This window comes from Carboxylicivirga longa (assembly GCF_050589825.1).
GTDB lineage: Bacteria > Bacteroidota > Bacteroidia > Bacteroidales > Marinilabiliaceae > Carboxylicivirga > Carboxylicivirga longa.
The window spans coordinates 32,829-50,942 of record NZ_JBNGOZ010000001.1; the positions used below are offsets into that span (position 1 = coordinate 32,829).

At 46.7% G+C, this 18,114-nt stretch carries 17 protein-coding genes; 5 read left to right on the forward strand and 12 right to left on the reverse strand.

Features of this window, described 5'->3' with window-relative positions; all coding sequences use genetic code 11:
- The first annotated feature begins 158 nt into the window (after window positions 1-158).
- The gene (gene mnmA / locus ACRD7A_RS00130; protein WP_430809301.1) at window positions 159-1,361 is read left to right on the forward strand and encodes a tRNA 2-thiouridine(34) synthase MnmA; all 1,203 of its coding nucleotides are present in this window, start codon (window positions 159-161) and stop codon (window positions 1,359-1,361) included.
- Here the strand turns inward: mnmA and ACRD7A_RS00135 are convergent, their stop codons facing one another.
- The 8 genes from ACRD7A_RS00135 to ACRD7A_RS00170 all read right to left on the reverse strand — a co-directional run bounded on the left by ACRD7A_RS00135 (window position 1,362) and on the right by ACRD7A_RS00170 (window position 11,439).
- Window positions 1,362-1,865 carry a SixA phosphatase family protein gene (locus ACRD7A_RS00135; protein ID WP_430809302.1) on the reverse strand — a complete coding sequence of 168 codons (504 nt, stop codon included), beginning with the start codon at window positions 1,863-1,865 and terminating at the stop codon, window positions 1,362-1,364.
- Window positions 1,862-3,964, reverse strand: coding sequence for a polyphosphate kinase 1 (gene ppk1 / locus ACRD7A_RS00140; RefSeq protein ID WP_430809303.1), 2,103 nt, complete (start codon window positions 3,962-3,964; stop codon window positions 1,862-1,864). Before ppk1 ends, ACRD7A_RS00135 begins: the two co-directional genes overlap by 4 nt.
- 253 nt (window positions 3,965-4,217) lie before the next feature.
- On the reverse strand, window positions 4,218-4,715 hold the full coding sequence (locus ACRD7A_RS00145) for a metallophosphoesterase family protein (RefSeq protein ID WP_430809304.1): 498 nt from the start codon (window positions 4,713-4,715) through the stop codon (window positions 4,218-4,220).
- A gap of 24 nt (window positions 4,716-4,739) precedes the next feature.
- Window positions 4,740-5,606: an NADPH-dependent 7-cyano-7-deazaguanine reductase QueF gene (locus ACRD7A_RS00150; RefSeq protein ID WP_430809305.1), complete on the reverse strand. Its 867-nt coding sequence runs from the start codon at window positions 5,604-5,606 to the stop codon at window positions 4,740-4,742.
- A 253-nt stretch (window positions 5,607-5,859) separates the two neighbouring features.
- Complete coding sequence (locus ACRD7A_RS00155) at window positions 5,860-6,717, reverse strand: 7-carboxy-7-deazaguanine synthase QueE (RefSeq protein WP_430809306.1); 858 nt, start codon at window positions 6,715-6,717, stop codon at window positions 5,860-5,862.
- Window positions 6,718-6,739: 22 nt separating this feature from the next.
- Window positions 6,740-7,405: a 7-cyano-7-deazaguanine synthase QueC gene (queC, locus tag ACRD7A_RS00160; RefSeq protein ID WP_430809307.1), complete on the reverse strand. Its 666-nt coding sequence runs from the start codon at window positions 7,403-7,405 to the stop codon at window positions 6,740-6,742.
- Between the two features lie 301 nt (window positions 7,406-7,706).
- On the reverse strand, window positions 7,707-8,882 hold the full coding sequence (locus ACRD7A_RS00165; RefSeq protein WP_430809308.1) for a PP2C family protein-serine/threonine phosphatase: 1,176 nt from the start codon (window positions 8,880-8,882) through the stop codon (window positions 7,707-7,709).
- A gap of 112 nt (window positions 8,883-8,994) precedes the next feature.
- Window positions 8,995-11,439: a TonB-dependent receptor gene (locus ACRD7A_RS00170; RefSeq protein WP_430809309.1), complete on the reverse strand. Its 2,445-nt coding sequence runs from the start codon at window positions 11,437-11,439 to the stop codon at window positions 8,995-8,997.
- Window positions 11,440-11,622: 183 nt separating this feature from the next.
- Here ACRD7A_RS00170 and ACRD7A_RS00175 point away from each other — a divergent pair, with 183 nt between their 5' ends.
- A complete protein-coding gene (locus ACRD7A_RS00175) occupies window positions 11,623-11,790 on the forward strand; it encodes a hypothetical protein (protein WP_430809310.1) in 168 nt (55 codons plus the stop codon).
- Here ACRD7A_RS00175 and ACRD7A_RS00180 read toward each other — a convergent pair.
- Window positions 11,780-12,382, reverse strand: coding sequence for a Fic/DOC family protein (locus ACRD7A_RS00180; RefSeq protein ID WP_430809311.1), 603 nt, complete (start codon window positions 12,380-12,382; stop codon window positions 11,780-11,782). The two genes, ACRD7A_RS00175 and ACRD7A_RS00180, sit on opposite strands and share 11 nt — an antisense overlap.
- 238 nt (window positions 12,383-12,620) lie before the next feature.
- On the opposite strand from ACRD7A_RS00180, the gene ACRD7A_RS00185 reads away from it, so the two are divergent.
- From ACRD7A_RS00185 to ACRD7A_RS00195, 3 genes are all read left to right on the forward strand, one after another.
- Window positions 12,621-13,031, forward strand: coding sequence for a secondary thiamine-phosphate synthase enzyme YjbQ (locus tag ACRD7A_RS00185; protein WP_430809312.1), 411 nt, complete (start codon window positions 12,621-12,623; stop codon window positions 13,029-13,031).
- 110 nt (window positions 13,032-13,141) lie between these two features.
- Window positions 13,142-14,755, forward strand: a complete 1,614-nt coding sequence (locus tag ACRD7A_RS00190; protein ID WP_430809313.1) for a thiamine pyrophosphate-dependent enzyme — start codon at window positions 13,142-13,144, stop codon at window positions 14,753-14,755.
- Between the two features lie 69 nt (window positions 14,756-14,824).
- Window positions 14,825-15,418 carry an indolepyruvate oxidoreductase subunit beta gene (locus tag ACRD7A_RS00195; protein ID WP_430809314.1) on the forward strand — a complete coding sequence of 198 codons (594 nt, stop codon included), beginning with the start codon at window positions 14,825-14,827 and terminating at the stop codon, window positions 15,416-15,418.
- On the opposite strand, the gene ACRD7A_RS00200 is transcribed toward ACRD7A_RS00195, so the two are convergent.
- The 3 genes from ACRD7A_RS00200 to ACRD7A_RS00210 form a co-directional block, all read right to left on the reverse strand.
- The gene (locus ACRD7A_RS00200; protein ID WP_430809315.1) at window positions 15,415-16,029 is read right to left on the reverse strand and encodes a leucine-rich repeat domain-containing protein; all 615 of its coding nucleotides are present in this window, start codon (window positions 16,027-16,029) and stop codon (window positions 15,415-15,417) included. The two genes, ACRD7A_RS00195 and ACRD7A_RS00200, sit on opposite strands and share 4 nt — an antisense overlap.
- A gap of 72 nt (window positions 16,030-16,101) precedes the next feature.
- A complete protein-coding gene (locus tag ACRD7A_RS00205; protein WP_430809316.1) occupies window positions 16,102-16,617 on the reverse strand; it encodes a biotin/lipoyl-containing protein in 516 nt (171 codons plus the stop codon).
- 4 nt (window positions 16,618-16,621) lie between these two features.
- Window positions 16,622-18,112, reverse strand: a complete 1,491-nt coding sequence (locus ACRD7A_RS00210; protein WP_430809317.1) for an acetyl-CoA carboxylase biotin carboxylase subunit — start codon at window positions 18,110-18,112, stop codon at window positions 16,622-16,624.
- Between the last annotated feature and the right edge of the window lie 2 nt (window positions 18,113-18,114).

The following is an 18,114-nucleotide window of genomic DNA, read 5'->3' on the forward strand; positions in this document are numbered from 1 at the left end:
GTGCAAGCCATTTTCAGTTTCTTTATTTGATGTGTGGAATCCTAATGTTCCATACGACGCTCTTTCTGTGCTTGTTGCGAAGTGTTTGTCAATTGATGGCAGGAATAAATAAAAATTGTACTTTTGTGCGCTAATTGGCAATAAAGAAGACAACTATCATGCAAAAGAAAAAAGTCGTAATAGGCCTGTCGGGAGGCGTTGATTCAAGTGTTGCAGCCTATGTACTTAAGGAACAAGGCTATGAGGTGATTGGGCTTTTTATGAAGAACTGGCACGATACTACCGGTGTGCTTAAATCGGACTGTCCGTGGTTAGACGATCAGTTTGATGCCCAGGCCGTGGCCATGAAGCTGGATATTCCTTTTCACACGGTAGATCTAAGCGATTTTTATCGTCAGCGCGTGGTGGATTATATGTTTTCGGAGTACGAGAAAGGCCGCACGCCCAATCCGGATGTGCTGTGCAACCGCGAGATTAAGTTCGATGTGTTTATGGATAAAGCACTGGAGCTGGGTGCCGATTATGTGGCAACGGGTCATTACTGCCGCAAGGAAACGGTGCTGGTTGACGGCCGCGAGGTACATCGCCTGTTGGCCGGAAGCGATGATAACAAAGATCAGAGTTATTTCCTTTGTCAGCTCAGTCAGCAGCAGCTGGCCAAAGCCTTGTTTCCCATCGGGGATATCGTTAAACCCGAGGTGCGTCGTATTGCCAATGAGCTGAACCTGATTACGGCTCATAAAAAGGACTCGCAGGGCATTTGCTTTGTGGGTAAGGTGGATTTGCCGGTTTTCCTGCAGCAGAAACTGGAGCCTAAAAAAGGCCGGGTTTTTATGATTGATGCCGATTGTGAGCTTTTTAAGCGCGACTGGAGCAAAGCCGAAGGAGAGGCACCGACCGATGAGGATCTGGCGGAGCTATCCCTGCCTTATGCTTTTCATCCCAAGTATGGCAAGCGTATCGGTGACCATAACGGGGCGCATTTTTATACCATAGGGCAGCGCAAGGGTCTGAATATCGGTGGATTTCCAGAACCTTTATTCATTATTGGTACCAATGTGGATTATAATCAGGTGTATGCCGGCATGGGCAAGCAGCATCCCGGTTTGTTCCGTAAGGTACTGCGCATTATGCCCGATGAGGTACATTGGGTGCGCAACGATTTGGCCATGACGGTGGGTGAATCGCGTCGTTTGAATCTTCGTATCCGCTATCGTCAGCCCCTTCAGCAGGGAGTGCTCCATTATCGTGCCAATGGTCTGTTTCTTGTATTTGACGAGCCGCAGCGGGGCATCACGGCCGGTCAGTTTGCCGCCTGGTACGATCAGGATGAGTTGATTGGTTCGGGTGTAATCAGCTAATTATTTAAACATTTTAGGACTGATAAACCAGTCGATCTTACCTTCGCGTGCATTTACTTGTTCCCAGCTTTCCACATCAAAGGAGATTGCGATGGTTCCGGTGGTGGGAAAGTGTAGATAATCACTATTGCTCAGTGTAATGGCTGACATGGCAATTTCCGGATTGTGTCCAATAATCATAATGCATGGGTACTTTTCATTGTATTGGGCAAGATAAAGCAGCAATTCAGAAGTGGTGTAACCATCGTAAAGAAACTGTTCGCGCACGATGTGATGTTTTTCAATATTCAGCAGTTCTGCAAACACCCGCATGGTTTGTGTGGCACGTGCTGCAGTGCTGCTAATCAGTAGATCCGGATGTATGCCGCGTGTTGTCATATCCTGGGCGATCAACTTGCTGTCATCATAGCCTCTGGGCTTGAGTTCGCGTTCGAAATCGGATTTATCGCTGTTATAGCCCAGTTGTTCTGTTTTGGCGTGGCGCGTAAGGATCAGTGTTCTCATGACTTTGCTTTTTTTGTGTTACCGGCATGTTGACGAGCTAACTGGTCGAGCTCTTTCAGGTATTGATAGCTTGCGTATTGCGCCCGCAGTGGTTTATCGCCTTGATTCACGGGTACATTCTTAAGGTCTTTATCTATACGTCGAAGTTTAATATTGTCTTGCAGCTGCATCTCCAGCATCGTAAGTATTTCAGCCTTAAGATCGGCTTGTTCAATGGGAAAGGCCGTTTCTATGCGTCGGTTAATGTTGCGGTTAAGCCAGTCGGCCGATGAGAGGAACATTTCGGTATCGTTATCGTTACCAAATACCCATATTCGGGCATGCTCCAGGTAACTATCCACCAGTCTTAGCACTCTTATATTTTGACTGTACTCCTGTTCGGGTACCAGGCAGCAAATGCCCCGCACAATCAAATCTATTTTTACACCGGCTCTGCTCGCTTCATACAGTTTGCTGATAAGATTTTTGTTTTGTATTCCGTTCATCTTCAGCAGTAGGTAGCCTCCTTTTCCACTTTTTGCCAGATCAATCTCGCGGTTAATACGCTTCATAATTTCCTTGCGCAGATTAATTTGCGTGATCAGTAGTTTGTTGAGTTTTGGCTTTGTACTTTGGTCTTCCAGGTAGTTGAATAAAGCCTCCATGTCATCGAGGTAGGCATCGTTGCAAGTGAAGAAGCCGTGATCGGCATACTGACGGGCTGTTTTCTCATTAAAGTTACCAGTGCTTAAGTAGGCAAAGGAACGCTTGCGCACACCGCGGGAACGTCGTATGGCCATCGCCATTTTAGCATGCACTTTCAGGCCGGGTATGCTGTAGATAATTTTAATACCCGCTTTTTCCATCTGCCGTGCAAAATGCAGGTTATTGGCCTCATCAAAGCGGGCTTTCACCTCTACAAATACTGTTACTTTCTTTTTGTTATGAGCCGCAAATATTAAGGCACCTACCACCTCAGAATTACTCGCCACCCTATACTGTGTCACTTTTATTTCATCTACCTTTTCATCCGTTGCCGCCTCACGTAAAAACTGTATTACATAGTCGAACGAGTGATAGGGGAAATGCAGCACGCGCTCCTTGCGTTTGATGGCTTCAAACATGGAGCCGGCCTTATCCAGCTCGTAGGGTCTGATGGGTTGGGGTGCTTGCCATTGAAGTTGGGGCGCGTACGGGTTGGGGAAATTAAAAAAGTCGTGCAGGTTTTGGTAGCTGCCTGTTTCCACCAGTTCAATCTGCTTTATGTCGAAGGATTTCATTAGGAAGCCCAGTACATCGGCGGGTATGGAACGGTCGTGGTAAAGGCCGGCCGGTGTACCTGTTTTTCGCAGTGCCAGGTTTTTTCTTATTTTCTCTACCAAGTCGCCCCAAAACTCATCTTCAATACCCAAATCAGCGTTACGGGCTATCTTAACGCCCCAGCTGCCCACCACATCATATCCCGGAAACAGCTCGGGTAAACCGTAGCGAAGTGCATCATCCAGAAACATATAATGGTACTGATTATCAATCTTCGGTAGCTCAATAAAGCGGGGGTGATCGTTGGTGGGTACTTTGATAAGGGCATACCGCGGTCGCCGCTTTTTATCGGGTTTGTCTTTTTTTATTTTGCGGTAGAGCTTTACTGCCAGGTAAAGGCGGTTGTCGCGCATAAAGCTGCGCGTACCTTTGTTAAGTAGCACGGGCTGGCAGTAGGGAATGAGCTCGGTATGGAAAAAGTCGTGTATAAATTGCAAATGCCTTGGTTCGTTGGAGTAACCATCGCGGTGCAGTATGATGCCGTTTTGCTTCATCAGGGGCATAATTTCCCCTTTGAAGATGCGGCTGTATTCGCGCCAGTGCTGCCTTACAATGGTGTTAATTTGCTCAAGAACAGGGCCTGCGTTGGGCAGGTCGGGGTAGCCTTCGGGGTGCAGGGTAGCGTTGCGGTATTCAGCTACTCTCACCTTATAAAATTCATCCAGATTATTGGAGTATATGGCCAAAAATTTGAGGCGTTCAAATAGGGGCAGACTGCCGTCTTTCGCCTCTTCAAGAACACGGTGGTTGAAAGAAAGCCAACTGATATCGCGGTTGTAAAATTGCTGTTCGATGAGCATGGTCTTAGCATCTAGTCCCCTAAAAATATTAAAAATAGGGTAAATTTGACAATGATTTTTAACATTTAGGAAGGAATAAAATACTAGACTAATACGATGCTGACTCATTAGTATAAGGATGAGCGAATTAGCCTGGTGATTAGGTGAGAAGATTGAGGCAGTGGGTTTTTTATGCCAGCTGTGAATAGAATCACGGTACTCATATTTTGTTGCCTGATACCTTTCTCTTTGATTCAGCCTGGAATGAGGAGGCTTACGGTCTTTTGCTTAACTCAATAACTTCCATGTCTTTTATCTCTCCGTTGTCAAGGGTAAAGCGAAGGGCTGTGCGCACAGCGTGAAATCCTTGCTTACCGGCAGCTCCGGGGTTGATATGCAGCAAATTCAGGTCTTTATCATACATTACCTTGAGAATGTGCGAGTGACCCGATATAAAGAGTTTCGGTGTTTTTTTGAGCAGATGATTTTTGATGGCCGGCGAATAGTTTTTAGGATAGCCACCTATGTGAACCATCATCACATCAACACCATCGACGGTAAATCGTTCTATCTCTTTCAGCTCCCTTCTGATGGTTGCGTTATCGATGTTGCCATAAACGGCACGCGTGGTTTTCAATGATTGCATTTTATCCAATACCGATATATCGCCAATATCCCCCGCGTGCCATATTTCATCGCATTGTGCAAAAAGGGTTTGGAATTTAGGGTCGAAATAGGAGTGAGTGTCTGAGATAAGGCCTATGCGTGTCATTCTTTTTTTTGCAAAAATAGGGGTTTATTGTCGTAATAATTTTTCCGAAAGCAGTGCGGCATTAGTCAGGTTTGAGGGGAGCAGATGCTGATGGCTCACACGGACCGGGCAGATATCGATACCACCCCGTCGGGTGTAAATACAGCTCACTGCCAGTTCGACAGGTGCAAAGATGTCCCACAAGCGTTTGTAAATCATCTCACAGATTTCTTCGTGAAAATGGTTTTCGTTGCGTATGGACACCAGGTATTTTAGCAAGGCCTGCTGATCGGGTAGCACCGCCCCTTTGATATAAATGTAGGCACTGCCCCAATCGGGTTGATTAGTGATTTTACAATTGCTTCGCAGCAGGTGAGAGGCCAGTTTTAAGCTGCCGCTTTGTTCACCGGCCGTTAATAGGTTCGGCTCTTCATTAAAGTGATCAAAGCTTAGCTTATCTGTCGTTACATCATCTTCCAGCGTGGTGTAATCATTAAAATCCGAAGCTACAGGGGCATTGGCATGAGTATGAAAACCAAGCTCCACTGTACATTCTAATAGCTCACTCAGGTCTTTCTTAATGGTGTCGAGTACCAGCTGAAGGCCTTCTTGAGCCGTGTTGCCAAAACGATGCATGTTAAAGGAGTTAAGGTAAAGCTTAAGTGATTTACTCTCCACGATGCTAACATTGGTAGCCGGGTAAACAATTTTCAGGAGTCCGGTAACCGGCAGTCCTTTATTCGTGAGAAAACTCAACTCGTAAGCATGCCAGGTGTCGTAACCCATAAAGGGCAGCTTATCGGCCTTTAGGCCATATTGCTCACGGTTGAGATGACGGGGCACCGCCACCAGCATTTCCGGTGCATATTCTTGCGGGTAGCTTACTTGTTTGCCTAAAAAACGATCTTCCAAGGTAATGGTAAAGTTTAATGGTTAATTATTAATGGTTAGTTGTTACTTAGTGCTTTAGGTTTTATTTGGCGGTTTTGATGTTCCGGGGTACTTTTACATAATAGCTTCATCCTCCTTCCCACTGCATGGGGTTCCTCCTTTGGAGGGAGGAGTGACAGAAATGCTTCCCCTCCTGAATTTTAGGAGGGGTGCCGACAGGCGGGGAGGTTTATTATGCTTAAATGCATTTGGCCAGGTCATTCACCATTATTCTTTAAACCCCACTTTTGCTGCCAAATAGTTCGATGTGTACGCGCGGGCTGAAACGCCATCCCTTGGCAATTGCCATGTCCAGCACCAGGGGTGATGATTGCGCAATTTCTTCGCGTGTGGCACCCAGGGGCATCAGTAAAATATCTTCTGCCTTGTAATTGCTCAGATGACTTAGAAAGTCGTTGTTGATAGCTTCCAAATCATCGCTTTTGCCCACCACGAATTTTAGCTGTAAGTCTTTATCCGACGAGCGTGTAAGGTCGATGTAGGACTGAAGTGCAGCTGTGTTGACGCGTTTCTGATCGTGATATTGATAAGGGCCAGCCTCTCTCAGTTCGTAAGCTGCCAGTTTTTCGGGCGTGGGAACCGAGTTACGCAACTTGGGCGAGATACTGAACAGATCAATCCATTGTGCTACCTTTTCATCAAATAGGCTGCCATTGGACTCCAGGGTGATGTGTAGATTCAGCTCTTCTTTAAGTCGCTTGCATAAGGGCGCCAGGGCTTTTTTCTGTAATAAGGGCTCGCCGCCGGTTATTACTATATGCTTAAGGTTGTTTGTATTATGTTTAATCCAATCAAAAACACTATCTACCTCCATTTCCAGCGTTTCGCTTGAATGAAAAGAGGCATAGGTGGTATCGCAACGGCAGAAGCTTCCGTTTTCCATCTGCCAGATGCAGCGCAGGTTACATCCTGACAGACGCACAAACAGAGAAGGCACGCCGGCCAGCTTTCCTTCGCCCTGTATGGTGCCCGGACGCAGCAATCCCGTCTTGGGTTGCTCATCAATTTTGCGGCCTTGCGCATCTTTCACCACGGGGAAGACGCCTTCTTTGGCCAATACTAGCTTTTCCATATTCGTTTGCTTCGTCAGGGGTTTATAATGCAGTATCGATGACGCCGGCCTCGGCAAATGCTTTGGCGCGTAACAGACAGCTGTCGCAGGTGCCACAGGGCTTATCACCACCGCGGTAACAACTCCAGGTTAAGCTAAAGTCAACCCCAAGTTGTGCGCCCAGCTGTATCTCTTCTGCCTTGGTCTTGTGTACAAAGGGAGCGTGTATTTTTATGGGTTGGTTTTTTTCGGCCCCCATTACCGTACCCAGATTAATGGCCTTTTCCATGCCATCGATAAATGCCTGGCGGCAGTCAACATAGCCCGAGTAGTCCACTTCGCTTACCCCGATGAAGATGTGTTGGGCACCCACGGCTTCGGCCAGCGATGCCGCCACCGATAGAAACACCATATTGCGCGCCGGTACATAGGTTACCGGTATGTCGCTACGGTTCACATCACCATCTTCCACTGCCATGGTGCTATCGGTAAGCGATGAGCCTCCCCATCGATCCAGCTTAAGGCTCACCACTTGATGTTCTTCCACTCCTGCTTGGGCGGCTATGGCTTTCGCAGCATCCAGTTCGCGGCTGTGACGCTGTCCGTAGTCGAATGACAGTGCATGAACGGCATAGCCTTCTGACTTGGCAAGGTGCAGGGCAATGGCGGAATCCAGACCGCCTGAGAGTAATACGACAGCTCGTTTCATTGTAAATATTTAAAAACAGCTGTTACCAGTATTGCAAGTAAACGGGGAGGGGAAATAAAGAATGCTTATCTCCAATCAATCGAAAGATGATGTCTCCTAGTTTTGTTTTACAACAGGATGGTTACGAACTGTTGGTGATTAAATCACATTATTTCTGTCGATTAGCGAAGATGAAAAAGAGTATTTTAGCCTCTTTTTTCCACAGTCTGCACTAAACGACTTATTTGAAGCCACAAAATTAGTAAAAAAGATGAGTTATTTTATTATCAGGCTGTAAGATTTGTTCATTTCGATTTGCCAGCTACAGGCGTATGCCTACCACCAGTACGTCGTCAATCTGGTCGTTAATGCCCTTCCACACATCAAAGAAGTTCTCGTAGATCTTTGCCTGCTGCGCCATGGGATGTTGATGGTTTTCCAGTAGTAGGTTGCGAAATCCTTTCTGCATCAACTTCTTATCCTTGGGGCCACCAAATTGCGAGGGAAAGCCATCGCTGTACAGGTAGATGCTGTCGCCTTTCTGATACTGAATATGGTGGTTGGTGTAAGGGGTGTTATACTCGCCAATGGATACGGGCATGTGATCTGCCTGTAAAATCTGCATCTCACCGTTACGAATCAGCAGCAGGTCGTTAAAGGCACCGGCAAATTCCAGTTCCATCTTTTCTTTGTCGATGCTCACGATGCTGATGTCCATGCCATCTTTCACCTCACTGTCCTTTTCCTGCTTTAGCGACTCGATAACAATGCGCCTTAGCTCGTTAATGATTTCGGCAGGCTGCGTCACTTTATTTTTACCAATAATCTCATTTAGGTAGGCCACGCCAAACATACTCATGAAGGCACCCGGTACGCCATGGCCGGTGCAGTCGGCGGCCACAAAAATCAATTTGTTATCTACCTCCTCTGCCCAATAGAAGTCGCCACTTACGATGTCGCGGGGTTTCAGAAAAGTAAAATATTCGTCCAGCATCTCATCCAGGTGTTCCTTGGGGGGCAGGCTGGCATTTTGTATTTTCTGTGCGTATTCAATGCTGTTGGTCAGCTTTTTATTGACCGCCTCAATTCTTTTTATAAGGCGCTGATTCTGGTCGCGTGCCATTTTTATGGTCAGCTGTGTTTTAACCCTAGCCTTTAGCTCCAGTATGTTAAAGGGTTTGGTGATATAGTCGATGGCACCGGCTTCAAAGCCCTTTAATATGCTGTCCGAATCTGTTTGTCCGGTAATAAAAATGATGGGAATGTCTTTCGACAGGTCGTTTTGTTTCAGTATTTTGCATACTTCGTAACCGTCAAGTCCCGGCATCACAATATCCAGCAGGATAAGATCCGGCTTGTTACGCGAGAAAGCGATCTCCATAGCGGCATCACCATCGCAGGCAGTCACCGTGTTGTAGCGCGACAGAGCATCCTGTAATATCTCAAGGTTGACCGCTGAATCGTCAACAAGCAATATGGTGGGTTCAAATTGAGTCATGTATTCTATTCCCAAAAAAATATTTGATTGACAGGTTTACGCAATAAACGGTATAAAGTTTTATTTTTTTCATCGTCAATAGTGCTGTTTGCACCGCTGCCATTGGGTTTGGTTAAAAGCTGGCACTCACTTTCAGGTTGATTCTTCTTGATGTTAAATAATTTGGCACAGCATACTGGCGATTGTGAATGTCATTTACCCAAAAATAGGAAATGGTATTACTAATGTCAAAAAGATTGAACACCTCGAGGCCAATCCAGCAATCCTTCACCAACTTGTTGTTTTTGTTTACCCACTGGCTCAGGTCTTTGGAGAAACCGATATCAACACGGCGATAGGCCGGCATGCGGTTAGTGGCCATGTAGCGCGGCGATTGCGGAGGGCCAAAGGGCAGACCCGTGGCAAATAAGAGGTTAAGGTTTACCCGAAAAGTGGGATTGTTGGGCAGGTAATCCTGAAAAAATAAGTTGAAAGAGACACGCTGATCTGAGGGACGCGGCAGATAGCCGGGGTAGATCACCGTTTCCTTGCCTTCGTTGTCTTTTTGTATGTACGAATCGTCAAGTATGTTTTCCTCCGTCTTCATAAAGGATAGATTGGCCCAGGATTCTATGCCGGGCACAAACTCGCCGTGCAGCTTAAAATCAATACCTGCGGCATAGCCTTTGGCATTGTTTAGGGCAGCGTAGCGGATGCGTACGTTATCAACCTGATAGGGATTTAGGTTCGTCATCTGCTTATAATATGCCTCAGAGGTGAATTTGAACGGGCGGTTCATGGCGGTAAACAAGCGATCGATGCCGGCACTTATCTGCACCGATTTCTGTGCTTTTGTGTTGTAGTTAATGCTGCCATCGGGGGCACGCATCTCGCGATAGAGGGGCGATTGATAGTAAATGCCTCCGGCCAGCCGGTATCGCGTGTTTTTTTCCTTGCCGGGGTAATACAGCAGGTTAACGCGCGGACTAATGAGAAATTCCTTGTTAAAATCCCAGTAATTGGTGCGCACTCCGGCATTAATGGTCAACAAACCATCGCCCAAATTAAGGTTAATGGCATCCTGCACGTAAGCAGTTATTCTGTTGCTGTGTGTTTCGTGGCCGGCATTGTAGGCATATACCAGTTTCAGCTCCTTGTCGGAGTAAGGCAGTGAATAGCCGGCGGAGTCGCGCATCTCCCATTCATTGATAGCGTCCTTGAAGTATTCGTACTGATACTTAAGCTCCCAGCTGAGCAGGTGACGCTTGAGCTGATGCCTGCCCTGCACAGCCACATTTTGAATAATGCCCAATAAATCATTGCGGGCATGCTCCAGATTGGAGCCCACACCAATGTTTTGCACCCCATCCTCCTGCGGATTGGGTGTTGTGCCATCTGGATTTTCAATGTTTTGTAGCCAGTATTGCCCAAGTATATCATAACTCACTTCTTCGTAGGTGCGATAACCTGTTCCCGTTATTTTTATCTGATTATCGGTGTTGGGTGTTATCTTAAGGGCGATGGCGGCCAGCCCCGTTTGGAAAAGATCTTTCTCCTGTCCCTCAAAATAGATTTTCAGCTTCTTGGCCTCGCTGATGGTGCCAAAGGAAGTTTCGCGATCCACCGGTTCAAAGGAATAGTTGTTTTGCGAATAATAGCCCAGTGCCTCCAGTTGTAACAGCTCGCTGAAGCGATAGGTCAAAAAGGTTTGGGCATCGAGAAACTTAGGACTGTAGTCGCCGCTTACATCCAACGATCCCAGCAGGTATTGATTACTTTTGTAGCGCACACCGGTAACGGCCGTGAAGCGTTGATTTTTTGAGCTTCCTTCCAGGTGAGCTGAGGCACCCAGCAGGCTGGCACTAACACTACCGCTTAGGGTGGTGGGTTGCTTGTAGCGTATGTCGAGCACTGATGACATTTTGTCGCCGTATTGCGCCTCAAAGCCGCCGGGTGAAAACTTTAGCGAGGATACCAGGTTAGGGTTGACAAAGCTGAGCCCTTCCTGCTGACCGGCACGTATTAAAAATGACCGATAGATCTCAATGTCATTAACATACACAAGGTTTTCGTCGTAATTGCCGCCCCGCACGCGATATTGAGCGCTTAGCTCGTTGTTGGACGATACACCCATTTGACTCTTAACTAGACCCTCGATATTTCCGCCTCCTGCATCGGGCAATCTATTAATTAGTTTGGGATCTATTTTAGTAAAGGAAGCTGCTCTTTCTGTGCCTTCTATACTCACCTCCTTAATAGTTTCCCGCCGTATGAGTAGGCTGATGTGTAGCTGTGCTGCCTGCCCTGGGCTGTTAATTTTTAGCCGGGCAGTGTGGTAGCCCAGCGATGATACCTGAAGAGTGAAGGGAAGGGGCTGAGTTGTGGAAAAAGAAAAGTAGCCGTCGACATCGCTTACACCGCCGTCTTTGCCTCCTTGAATGCTGATGTTGGCAAAGGGAATCGGCGTGTTCAGGCTATCGGTAACTAGTCCTTTAATGGTTGTTTTTTGTTGCGCCATCAGGGTTGTGCCGCTTATTATGGCGATGACTAAATAAGATAGAATAAGCTTGTTTCTCACTGTTTCAATTTGTGTTATAAGCCGACAAGTAAACGGGTGGCTGTCGTTTGGTATGAATTAATGCCCTGGGGCTTGATGTGTGTAAAAATAGGAAGGATATCGCAATGAAAAAAATGCCTATTCAAGCGTTAATCCTTCCTTTGATTGTTAACGAAAATAATTGATTTTTCGTATCTTTATTGTATGGAAACAAAGATAATTGATGACCATCCTTTCCTTAACCGATATGAGGATCGTTTTCGAAAAATACTGGACTCACTTGTCGTTTCTTTTCAACTAGAGGGAATTCATTTTTCGGATGAAGAACTGCAGAAAATGGTGGTGAAAGTGGAGAGTGAGCTCAAAAAATAGACCTTATAATTTGGGTCATAGGTTCATAATTTTGTTCGGCCGCCGATTGTACTGCTACGATATAATGTTTAAACTGTCGTTGGGTAATCTTATAGAAACCCAAAAAGTCAAAGCCTTGCTTTACCGCCATCATATTGGCCAGTATGCGCGCCACGCGTCCGTTTGCCTCCCGGAAGGGATGGATGAAGAGCAGCTCGGCATGCACACGCGCTATGTCTTTAATCAGCGCTTCTTTATCGGGATAATAATGAGGCATGGGCTGTAGCATCTTTTTATCAAAGTCGTGGCAGATGTGGGGCAGAAACTTAGCTGTGGGAAACAGGAAGCCACCCTTGGTCATATTAACACTACGTAGTTGTCCGGCAAAATCGTAGATATCCTGCAAGGCAAGATGGTGAATGTGGCAGATATAGGCGAAGTTAAATGTGGTGTGACTGGTTAATTCTTCCAGTAACTGATACTGGGCCTTTAAAAAGCCTTCAAATTCCAGCTTATGAATAGCATCGATGGAGGTAATGCCTTTCAGGTTGGGCAGCACATCATGATGACCATCATCACCGGGAACTTCATATCTCGAATGCAAATAAGGCATATCGTTGGTAAAAACAAGGTTTACACAGTTTTTAGAAACGGAAGAACAAATTAGCGCGAAAAAACAGAATTGGCAAGTGAAAAGCTGCTTGGTAGTATAGCAAAATGATTTTATCTTTAAGCGACCATAGTGGTTTAGCTTCCCTACACAGCAGACAGCGTGTTTGACTTTTTAAGCAAGCATCGGACAATTGTAGGGAAGATGATAAAACTGAAATAGGTTGTGATTATTTGATTATATGGTGGAACAATTTGAAATAAGCTTGCGGTCGCGGCGTCGTGGCTTTCACTTGATAAGTGATGAGGTGATAGCTGCTTTGCCAGCCCTGCCTGAAGCGGGTCTGTTGAATATCTTTATTCAACATTCATCGGCCGGTATTACCTTGAATGAAAATGCCGATGATAGCGTGCGCGATGATTTTGAAACGGTATTTAATAAACTGGTGCCGGAGAATGATCCGGACTACCGGCATACGCTGGAAGGCGCCGATGACATGCCGGCGCATATCAAAACAAGTCTTGTGGGTGCTTCTGTGAGTATTCCCATCACCCGGGGACGGCTTAATATGGGCATCTGGCAGGGTATTTACCTGTGTGAATTCCGAAATAATGGAGGGTCGCGACGCCTCGTGCTTACCCTTTATTATTAAGAACGCCTACAAATTGTAAGCTTTGACATATGTCATTACGAAAGGGTTTTAATATTCGTTACTTAGCCATTGGAAGAAAAGAAGTAATAATATAAAACCCAATCAGCAAAATGCAAAAGTTATTATTATTAGGTGATGAGGCGATAGCACAAGGTGCAATCGATGCCGGTCTCTCCGGCGTATATGCCTATCCGGGCACTCCCTCTACCGAGATAACCGAGTATATTCAGGACTCGCGCATTGCCAAAGAGCGAAATATTCACCGCCAATGGTCCAGTAATGAAAAAACCGCCATGGAATCGGCGCTGGGCATGGCCTATGCCGGTAAGCGTGCCATGACCTGCATGAAACATGTAGGACTTAACGTGGCAGCCGATGCCTTTATCAATGCGGCTATCACCGGAGTGAATGGTGGTTTTGTGGTGGTGGCAGCCGATGATCCCTCCATGCACTCGAGTCAGAATGAGCAAGACAGCCGTGTGTATGGTAAGTTTGCCATGATTCCCATATTGGAACCAGTTAATCAGCAGGAGGCTTACGACATGGCCTATGCTGCCTTTGAAATGTCGGAAAAATTTAATGTGCCGGTGATGATACGTATCACTACGCGTCTGGCGCACTCGCGGGCCGGTGTTGTTCGCAAGCCTTTGTTGGAAGAGCGTGAACTTAGTTTACCCAAAGATCCCACGCAATTTGTTCTGCTGCCGGCGATCGCCCGACGTAACTATAAGAAATTGATTGAGACGCGTCCTGATCTGGAGAAGCTATCAATGGAATCGCCCTATAACAGCTATGCCGATGGTTCAGATCGTTCCATGGGAATCATAGCCTGTGGTATTGCCCATAACTATTTGATGGAAAATTTTCAGGAGCGGGAATGTAATTATCCGGTGCTGAAGCTGTCGCAATATCCAATGCCTCGCAAGGACATCGAACGCATGGTTAGTGAGTGTGATTCAATTCTGATATTGGAGGATGGCTATCCGGTGATTGAGGAGCTGCTCAAAGGTTATCAGGAGGCCGGTACACCGGTAAAAGGTCGTCTGGATGGTACTTTGCCACGCGATGGTGAGTTAACACCTAATATTGTGGCCAATGCGCTGGGCTTCCCCTTTGAGGAAGGCGCTCCGGTACCTGACTTGGTGGTGGGTCGACCGCCGGCCATGTGCAAGGGCTGTGGTCATATCGATGCTTACAAGGCGCTGAATATCGCATTGGAGGACTATGGTCCCGGGCGTGTGTTTGCCGATATTGGCTGCTATACACTGGGCGCCTTGCCGCCTTACAATGCCGTTAACTCGTGTGTAGATATGGGTGCATCCATTACCATGGCTAAAGGAGCCGCCGATGCCGGCCTGACACCTGCCGTGGCAGTGATTGGTGACTCTACTTTCACTCACTCGGGCATGACGGGTTTGCTCGATGTGGTGAGCGAGGGAACGCCCATCACCATAATTGTGTCCGATAACTATACTACCGGTATGACGGGAGGTCAGGACTCACAGGCGCTTGGGCATTTGGAGCAAATTATCGCCGGTATCGGTGTGGATCCGGATCATATCCGTGTATTTAAGCCTACGGCAGCCAACCTCGATGAGATGGTATCCATCATTAAAGAAGAATTTGACTATCCGGGCGTATCGGTGATCATTCCGCGTCGTCAGTGCATTCAAACATTACGCAATAAGAGCCTGGTGCTAAAAGTAAAGGAGTTGGGCTTGTAAAATAACAGTGCTTAGTACTCAGTGCACCGTGCACTAGGTATCAGGCACTCATTAAAATTATCAGTAATTATGAAATCAGATATAGTTTTAGCAGGCGTAGGTGGGCAGGGTATCTTGTCCATAGCTGCAACAATAGGTATGGCTGCAGTGGATAAAAATTTGCACCTGAAACAGGCCGAGGTACATGGTATGAGTCAGCGGGGGGGCGATGTGCAGTCGCACCTGCGTGTAAGCAGCAAGCCCATCGCCTCGGATTTGATACCCAGGGGCAAGGCCGATATTATCTTATCGGTTGAACCCATGGAATCATTGCGTTACTTGCCTTACCTGTCGAAGAAAGGCTGGTTGGTGACGAATACAACGCCGTTTGTTAATATCCCCAATTATCCGGAAATGGAGGAGGTGATGGCCAAAATAGCCGAGCAGACGAATCATATTGCCATTGATGCGGAGAAGATAGCCGTTGAAGTGGCCACCAAACGCTCGTCTAATATTGTTATGCTGGGTGCTGCTTCCCCGTTTATCGACATTGAGATGTCGGCCTTGGAAGAGGGTTTGCGTAAAATTTTTGAACGTAAGAGCGATGCGGTGGTGGAATCAAATATCAATGCCTTGCGTGCGGGGCGCGCTGCTACCGAAGTAATTCTGGCCAGTAGAAATTAAAGCAGCAGTTTTTCGGCCTTAAAGGCAGCATCTTTCGGCATTTCAGTCAGGGGATTATCGCCTAAGTTCAGTTCCTTCAGTTGACCTGCGCTAAGCTGATCGAAAGGAAAGGATCTTAAACGATTGTTGTTGAGGTAAATATTTTTGATAGCGGGCAGTTGTAGCAAAATGTGACAACTGCCCGCTATGGTGTTTTCGCTAAGGTCAATAAGGCGAAGCTTATCCAGTCTGCTCAGCTGCTGAGGCACCAGGCTAAAGGCATTAAAGCCCAGGTACAGCTTCTCCAGGCGGCTCAATTGCGAAAAATTCTTGGGTAACTCCGTGAGCCGGTTATTGCGCATGTCAGCGTATTCAAGCTGCATTAAGTGCCTAATGGCATCGGGCAGCTGTTGAATATTATTCTCTCTGATATCAAGATAGCGCAGGTGCTGCAGCTCAAATAATTCGGCGGGTATAACACCTTTGAGCCGGGCCTTAAACAGGCTGAGGTGAGTCACCTCCTGCCGGTCATTCAACACATAGCCTTTGCTTATCCAACTGATTTTCTGCACTTGCTTAATGGGACGGTGCAGCTGTTGGTTAATTCGTTCTATGGTGACAATATCCGACATAATTGCGCTGTTTACAGGCTAAAATAGCAAAGAGTTCCGATATACGCATGGATACGCAAGATGCTTAGTGCATTATTTTTTTATTTTCGGATCGATCTCAATCATCATCTGATCTTTTAGCACATTGTCGCCCGCTTTAATATGAATTTTACTAATCACACCGCTGATGGGCGCCACAATCTCATTCTGCATCTTCATGGCCTCAAGGGTAAGCAGTACTTCTCCTTTCTGAATGGTTTGATTATTCTCAACCATCACATCACAGATCATACCCGGTAACATGGCCGTTATCGCCACCTTGCTGACGGCATTCTTTTTGGCGATTTTCTTCCGTCGTTTAAACGATTTCTCTGTCTCAATGGTGAAATTGTAAGTATTACCGTTCAATAATACCGTGCATTGGTTTTGCTTTAAACGCACCACCTCACCCGCAAAAGTGTGTTTGTTTAGCTCCACCTCAAACTCGTTATTTTCGTTGCGACTTATTTTTGGGGTGGCCTCTTTTTCGTCGATCTTAGCAATCTGATTATCCACAACATCAATTGAAGTGGTTTTGCCGTTGACCAATATATATTTTGTAGCTTTCATGGCGTTAATGTGATTTAAGATTTTGTTTTAGAAACCAGGCGTTGGACGATGCTTCCACCGACTGTGTTTCCTCCAGCTTATTCATTTCCTGCAAGTAAGCGGTGAGCGCAATACATGCGGCAGCTTCCTGATCGTTGGGATGCTGATAGTGCAACTGATCCATCTGTGTTTCAATAAAATCAGTGTAATAATCGCCTTTGATAAAAGCCGGAATGGTCAGTACCTTGCGAAAGAAGGGAAGGGTTGTCTTTAAACCTTTAATGTTCAAATCGCTTAAGATCTCACCCGCTTGTTCCAGCGTCTCTGCCCGGTTTTTTCCATGCACAATGGCCTTGGCCAGCATGGAGTCGTAGCAGGCCGGTACTACTTTACCGGCCACATAGCCGCTGTCGAAGCGCAGATGGTCGGAGGCAGGTACCTCAATGTGTTCGATGATGCCCGTACAGGGCGCAAAATCAGCCTGCACATCTTCGGCATTGATTCTAAACTCAATGGCGCTTCCTTTTATCTGAATGTCATCTTGTTTTATGGTCAGCGCCTCTCCGCTGGCTATGATGATCTGCTGCTCTACAATGTCAACGCCTGTAATGGCTTCGGTAACCGGATGCTCCACCTGTATGCGCGTATTCATCTCCATAAAATAAACATTGTTATCCACATCCAGGAGAAATTCCACGGTGCCGGCATTAAAGTAGCCCGTTTGTTTGCATAGATTCACTGCATGGGTGCAGATGGTGTCGCGAAGCTCGGGAGTTAGTGCAGGCGAGGGAGCTTCTTCCATTAATTTCTGGTGCTTTCGCTGTATGCTGCACTCGCGCTCGAAAAGATGAATTACATTGCCGTGTTTATCGGCCAGTACCTGCACCTCGATATGCCGTGGACGGGCAATGTATTTCTCAATAAAAACGGCGCCATTGCCAAATACTGAGCGCGCTTCGTTCATGGCAGCCCGCAGCATCTTGGGCAGCATCTCTTCATTTTCAACCACACGCATGCCTTTACCGCCGCCACCGGCCACGGCCTTCACCATTACCGGATAACCAATATTGGCCACCACCTCAAGGGCTTCTTCCTCGGTATTGATGAGTCCTTTACTGCCTTCCGGAACGGGTATTCCGCATGATTTGGCGGTTTGTCGTGCCACACCTTTATTGCCCATCTTCTCGATGTGCTGATGCGATGGCCCAATAAAGATGATGCCTCGTGTCTCGCATTCTTTGGGCAGGAATGGATTTTCAGACAGGAAGCCATAGCCCGGATGTATGGCATCAACTTTATTTTCAACGGCGGCATCTACAATCTTTTCAACGCTTAGAAAAATATTGGTAAAGGTGTCGCCCGATACATCTATCAGTTCGTCGGCAAAGGATAAATAGTGGGCATTGGGCTCCTGATGGGTTAGGAACATATATGAACGGATACCCATTTTGCGGGCCGTTTGAGCAATGCGGATGGCAATCTCTCCGCGATTGGCTATTAATATCGATTTAATCATTA

Bases quoted from the DNA above. Each gene is read 5' to 3' on its own strand.
- mnmA (WP_430809301.1), top strand. From the start codon at position 159: ATGCAAAAGAAAAAAGTCGTAATAGGCCTGTCGGGAGGCGTTGATTCA.
- ACRD7A_RS00135 (WP_430809302.1), bottom strand. From the start codon at position 1,865: ATGAGAACACTGATCCTTACGCGCCACGCCAAAACAGAACAACTGGGC.
- ppk1 (WP_430809303.1), bottom strand. From the start codon at position 3,964: ATGCTCATCGAACAGCAATTTTACAACCGCGATATCAGTTGGCTTTCT.
- ACRD7A_RS00145 (WP_430809304.1), bottom strand. From the start codon at position 4,715: ATGACACGCATAGGCCTTATCTCAGACACTCACTCCTATTTCGACCCT.
- ACRD7A_RS00155 (WP_430809306.1), bottom strand. From the start codon at position 6,717: ATGGAAAAGCTAGTATTGGCCAAAGAAGGCGTCTTCCCCGTGGTGAAA.
- queC (WP_430809307.1), bottom strand. From the start codon at position 7,405: ATGAAACGAGCTGTCGTATTACTCTCAGGCGGTCTGGATTCCGCCATT.
- ACRD7A_RS00165 (WP_430809308.1), bottom strand. From the start codon at position 8,882: ATGACTCAATTTGAACCCACCATATTGCTTGTTGACGATTCAGCGGTC.
- ACRD7A_RS00175 (WP_430809310.1), top strand. From the start codon at position 11,623: ATGGAAACAAAGATAATTGATGACCATCCTTTCCTTAACCGATATGAG.
- ACRD7A_RS00180 (WP_430809311.1), bottom strand. From the start codon at position 12,382: ATGCCTTATTTGCATTCGAGATATGAAGTTCCCGGTGATGATGGTCAT.
- ACRD7A_RS00185 (WP_430809312.1), top strand. From the start codon at position 12,621: ATGGTGGAACAATTTGAAATAAGCTTGCGGTCGCGGCGTCGTGGCTTT.
- ACRD7A_RS00190 (WP_430809313.1), top strand. From the start codon at position 13,142: ATGCAAAAGTTATTATTATTAGGTGATGAGGCGATAGCACAAGGTGCA.
- ACRD7A_RS00195 (WP_430809314.1), top strand. From the start codon at position 14,825: ATGAAATCAGATATAGTTTTAGCAGGCGTAGGTGGGCAGGGTATCTTG.
- ACRD7A_RS00200 (WP_430809315.1), bottom strand. From the start codon at position 16,029: ATGTCGGATATTGTCACCATAGAACGAATTAACCAACAGCTGCACCGT.
- ACRD7A_RS00205 (WP_430809316.1), bottom strand. From the start codon at position 16,617: ATGAAAGCTACAAAATATATATTGGTCAACGGCAAAACCACTTCAATT.
- ACRD7A_RS00210 (WP_430809317.1), bottom strand. From the start codon at position 18,112: ATGATTAAATCGATATTAATAGCCAATCGCGGAGAGATTGCCATCCGC.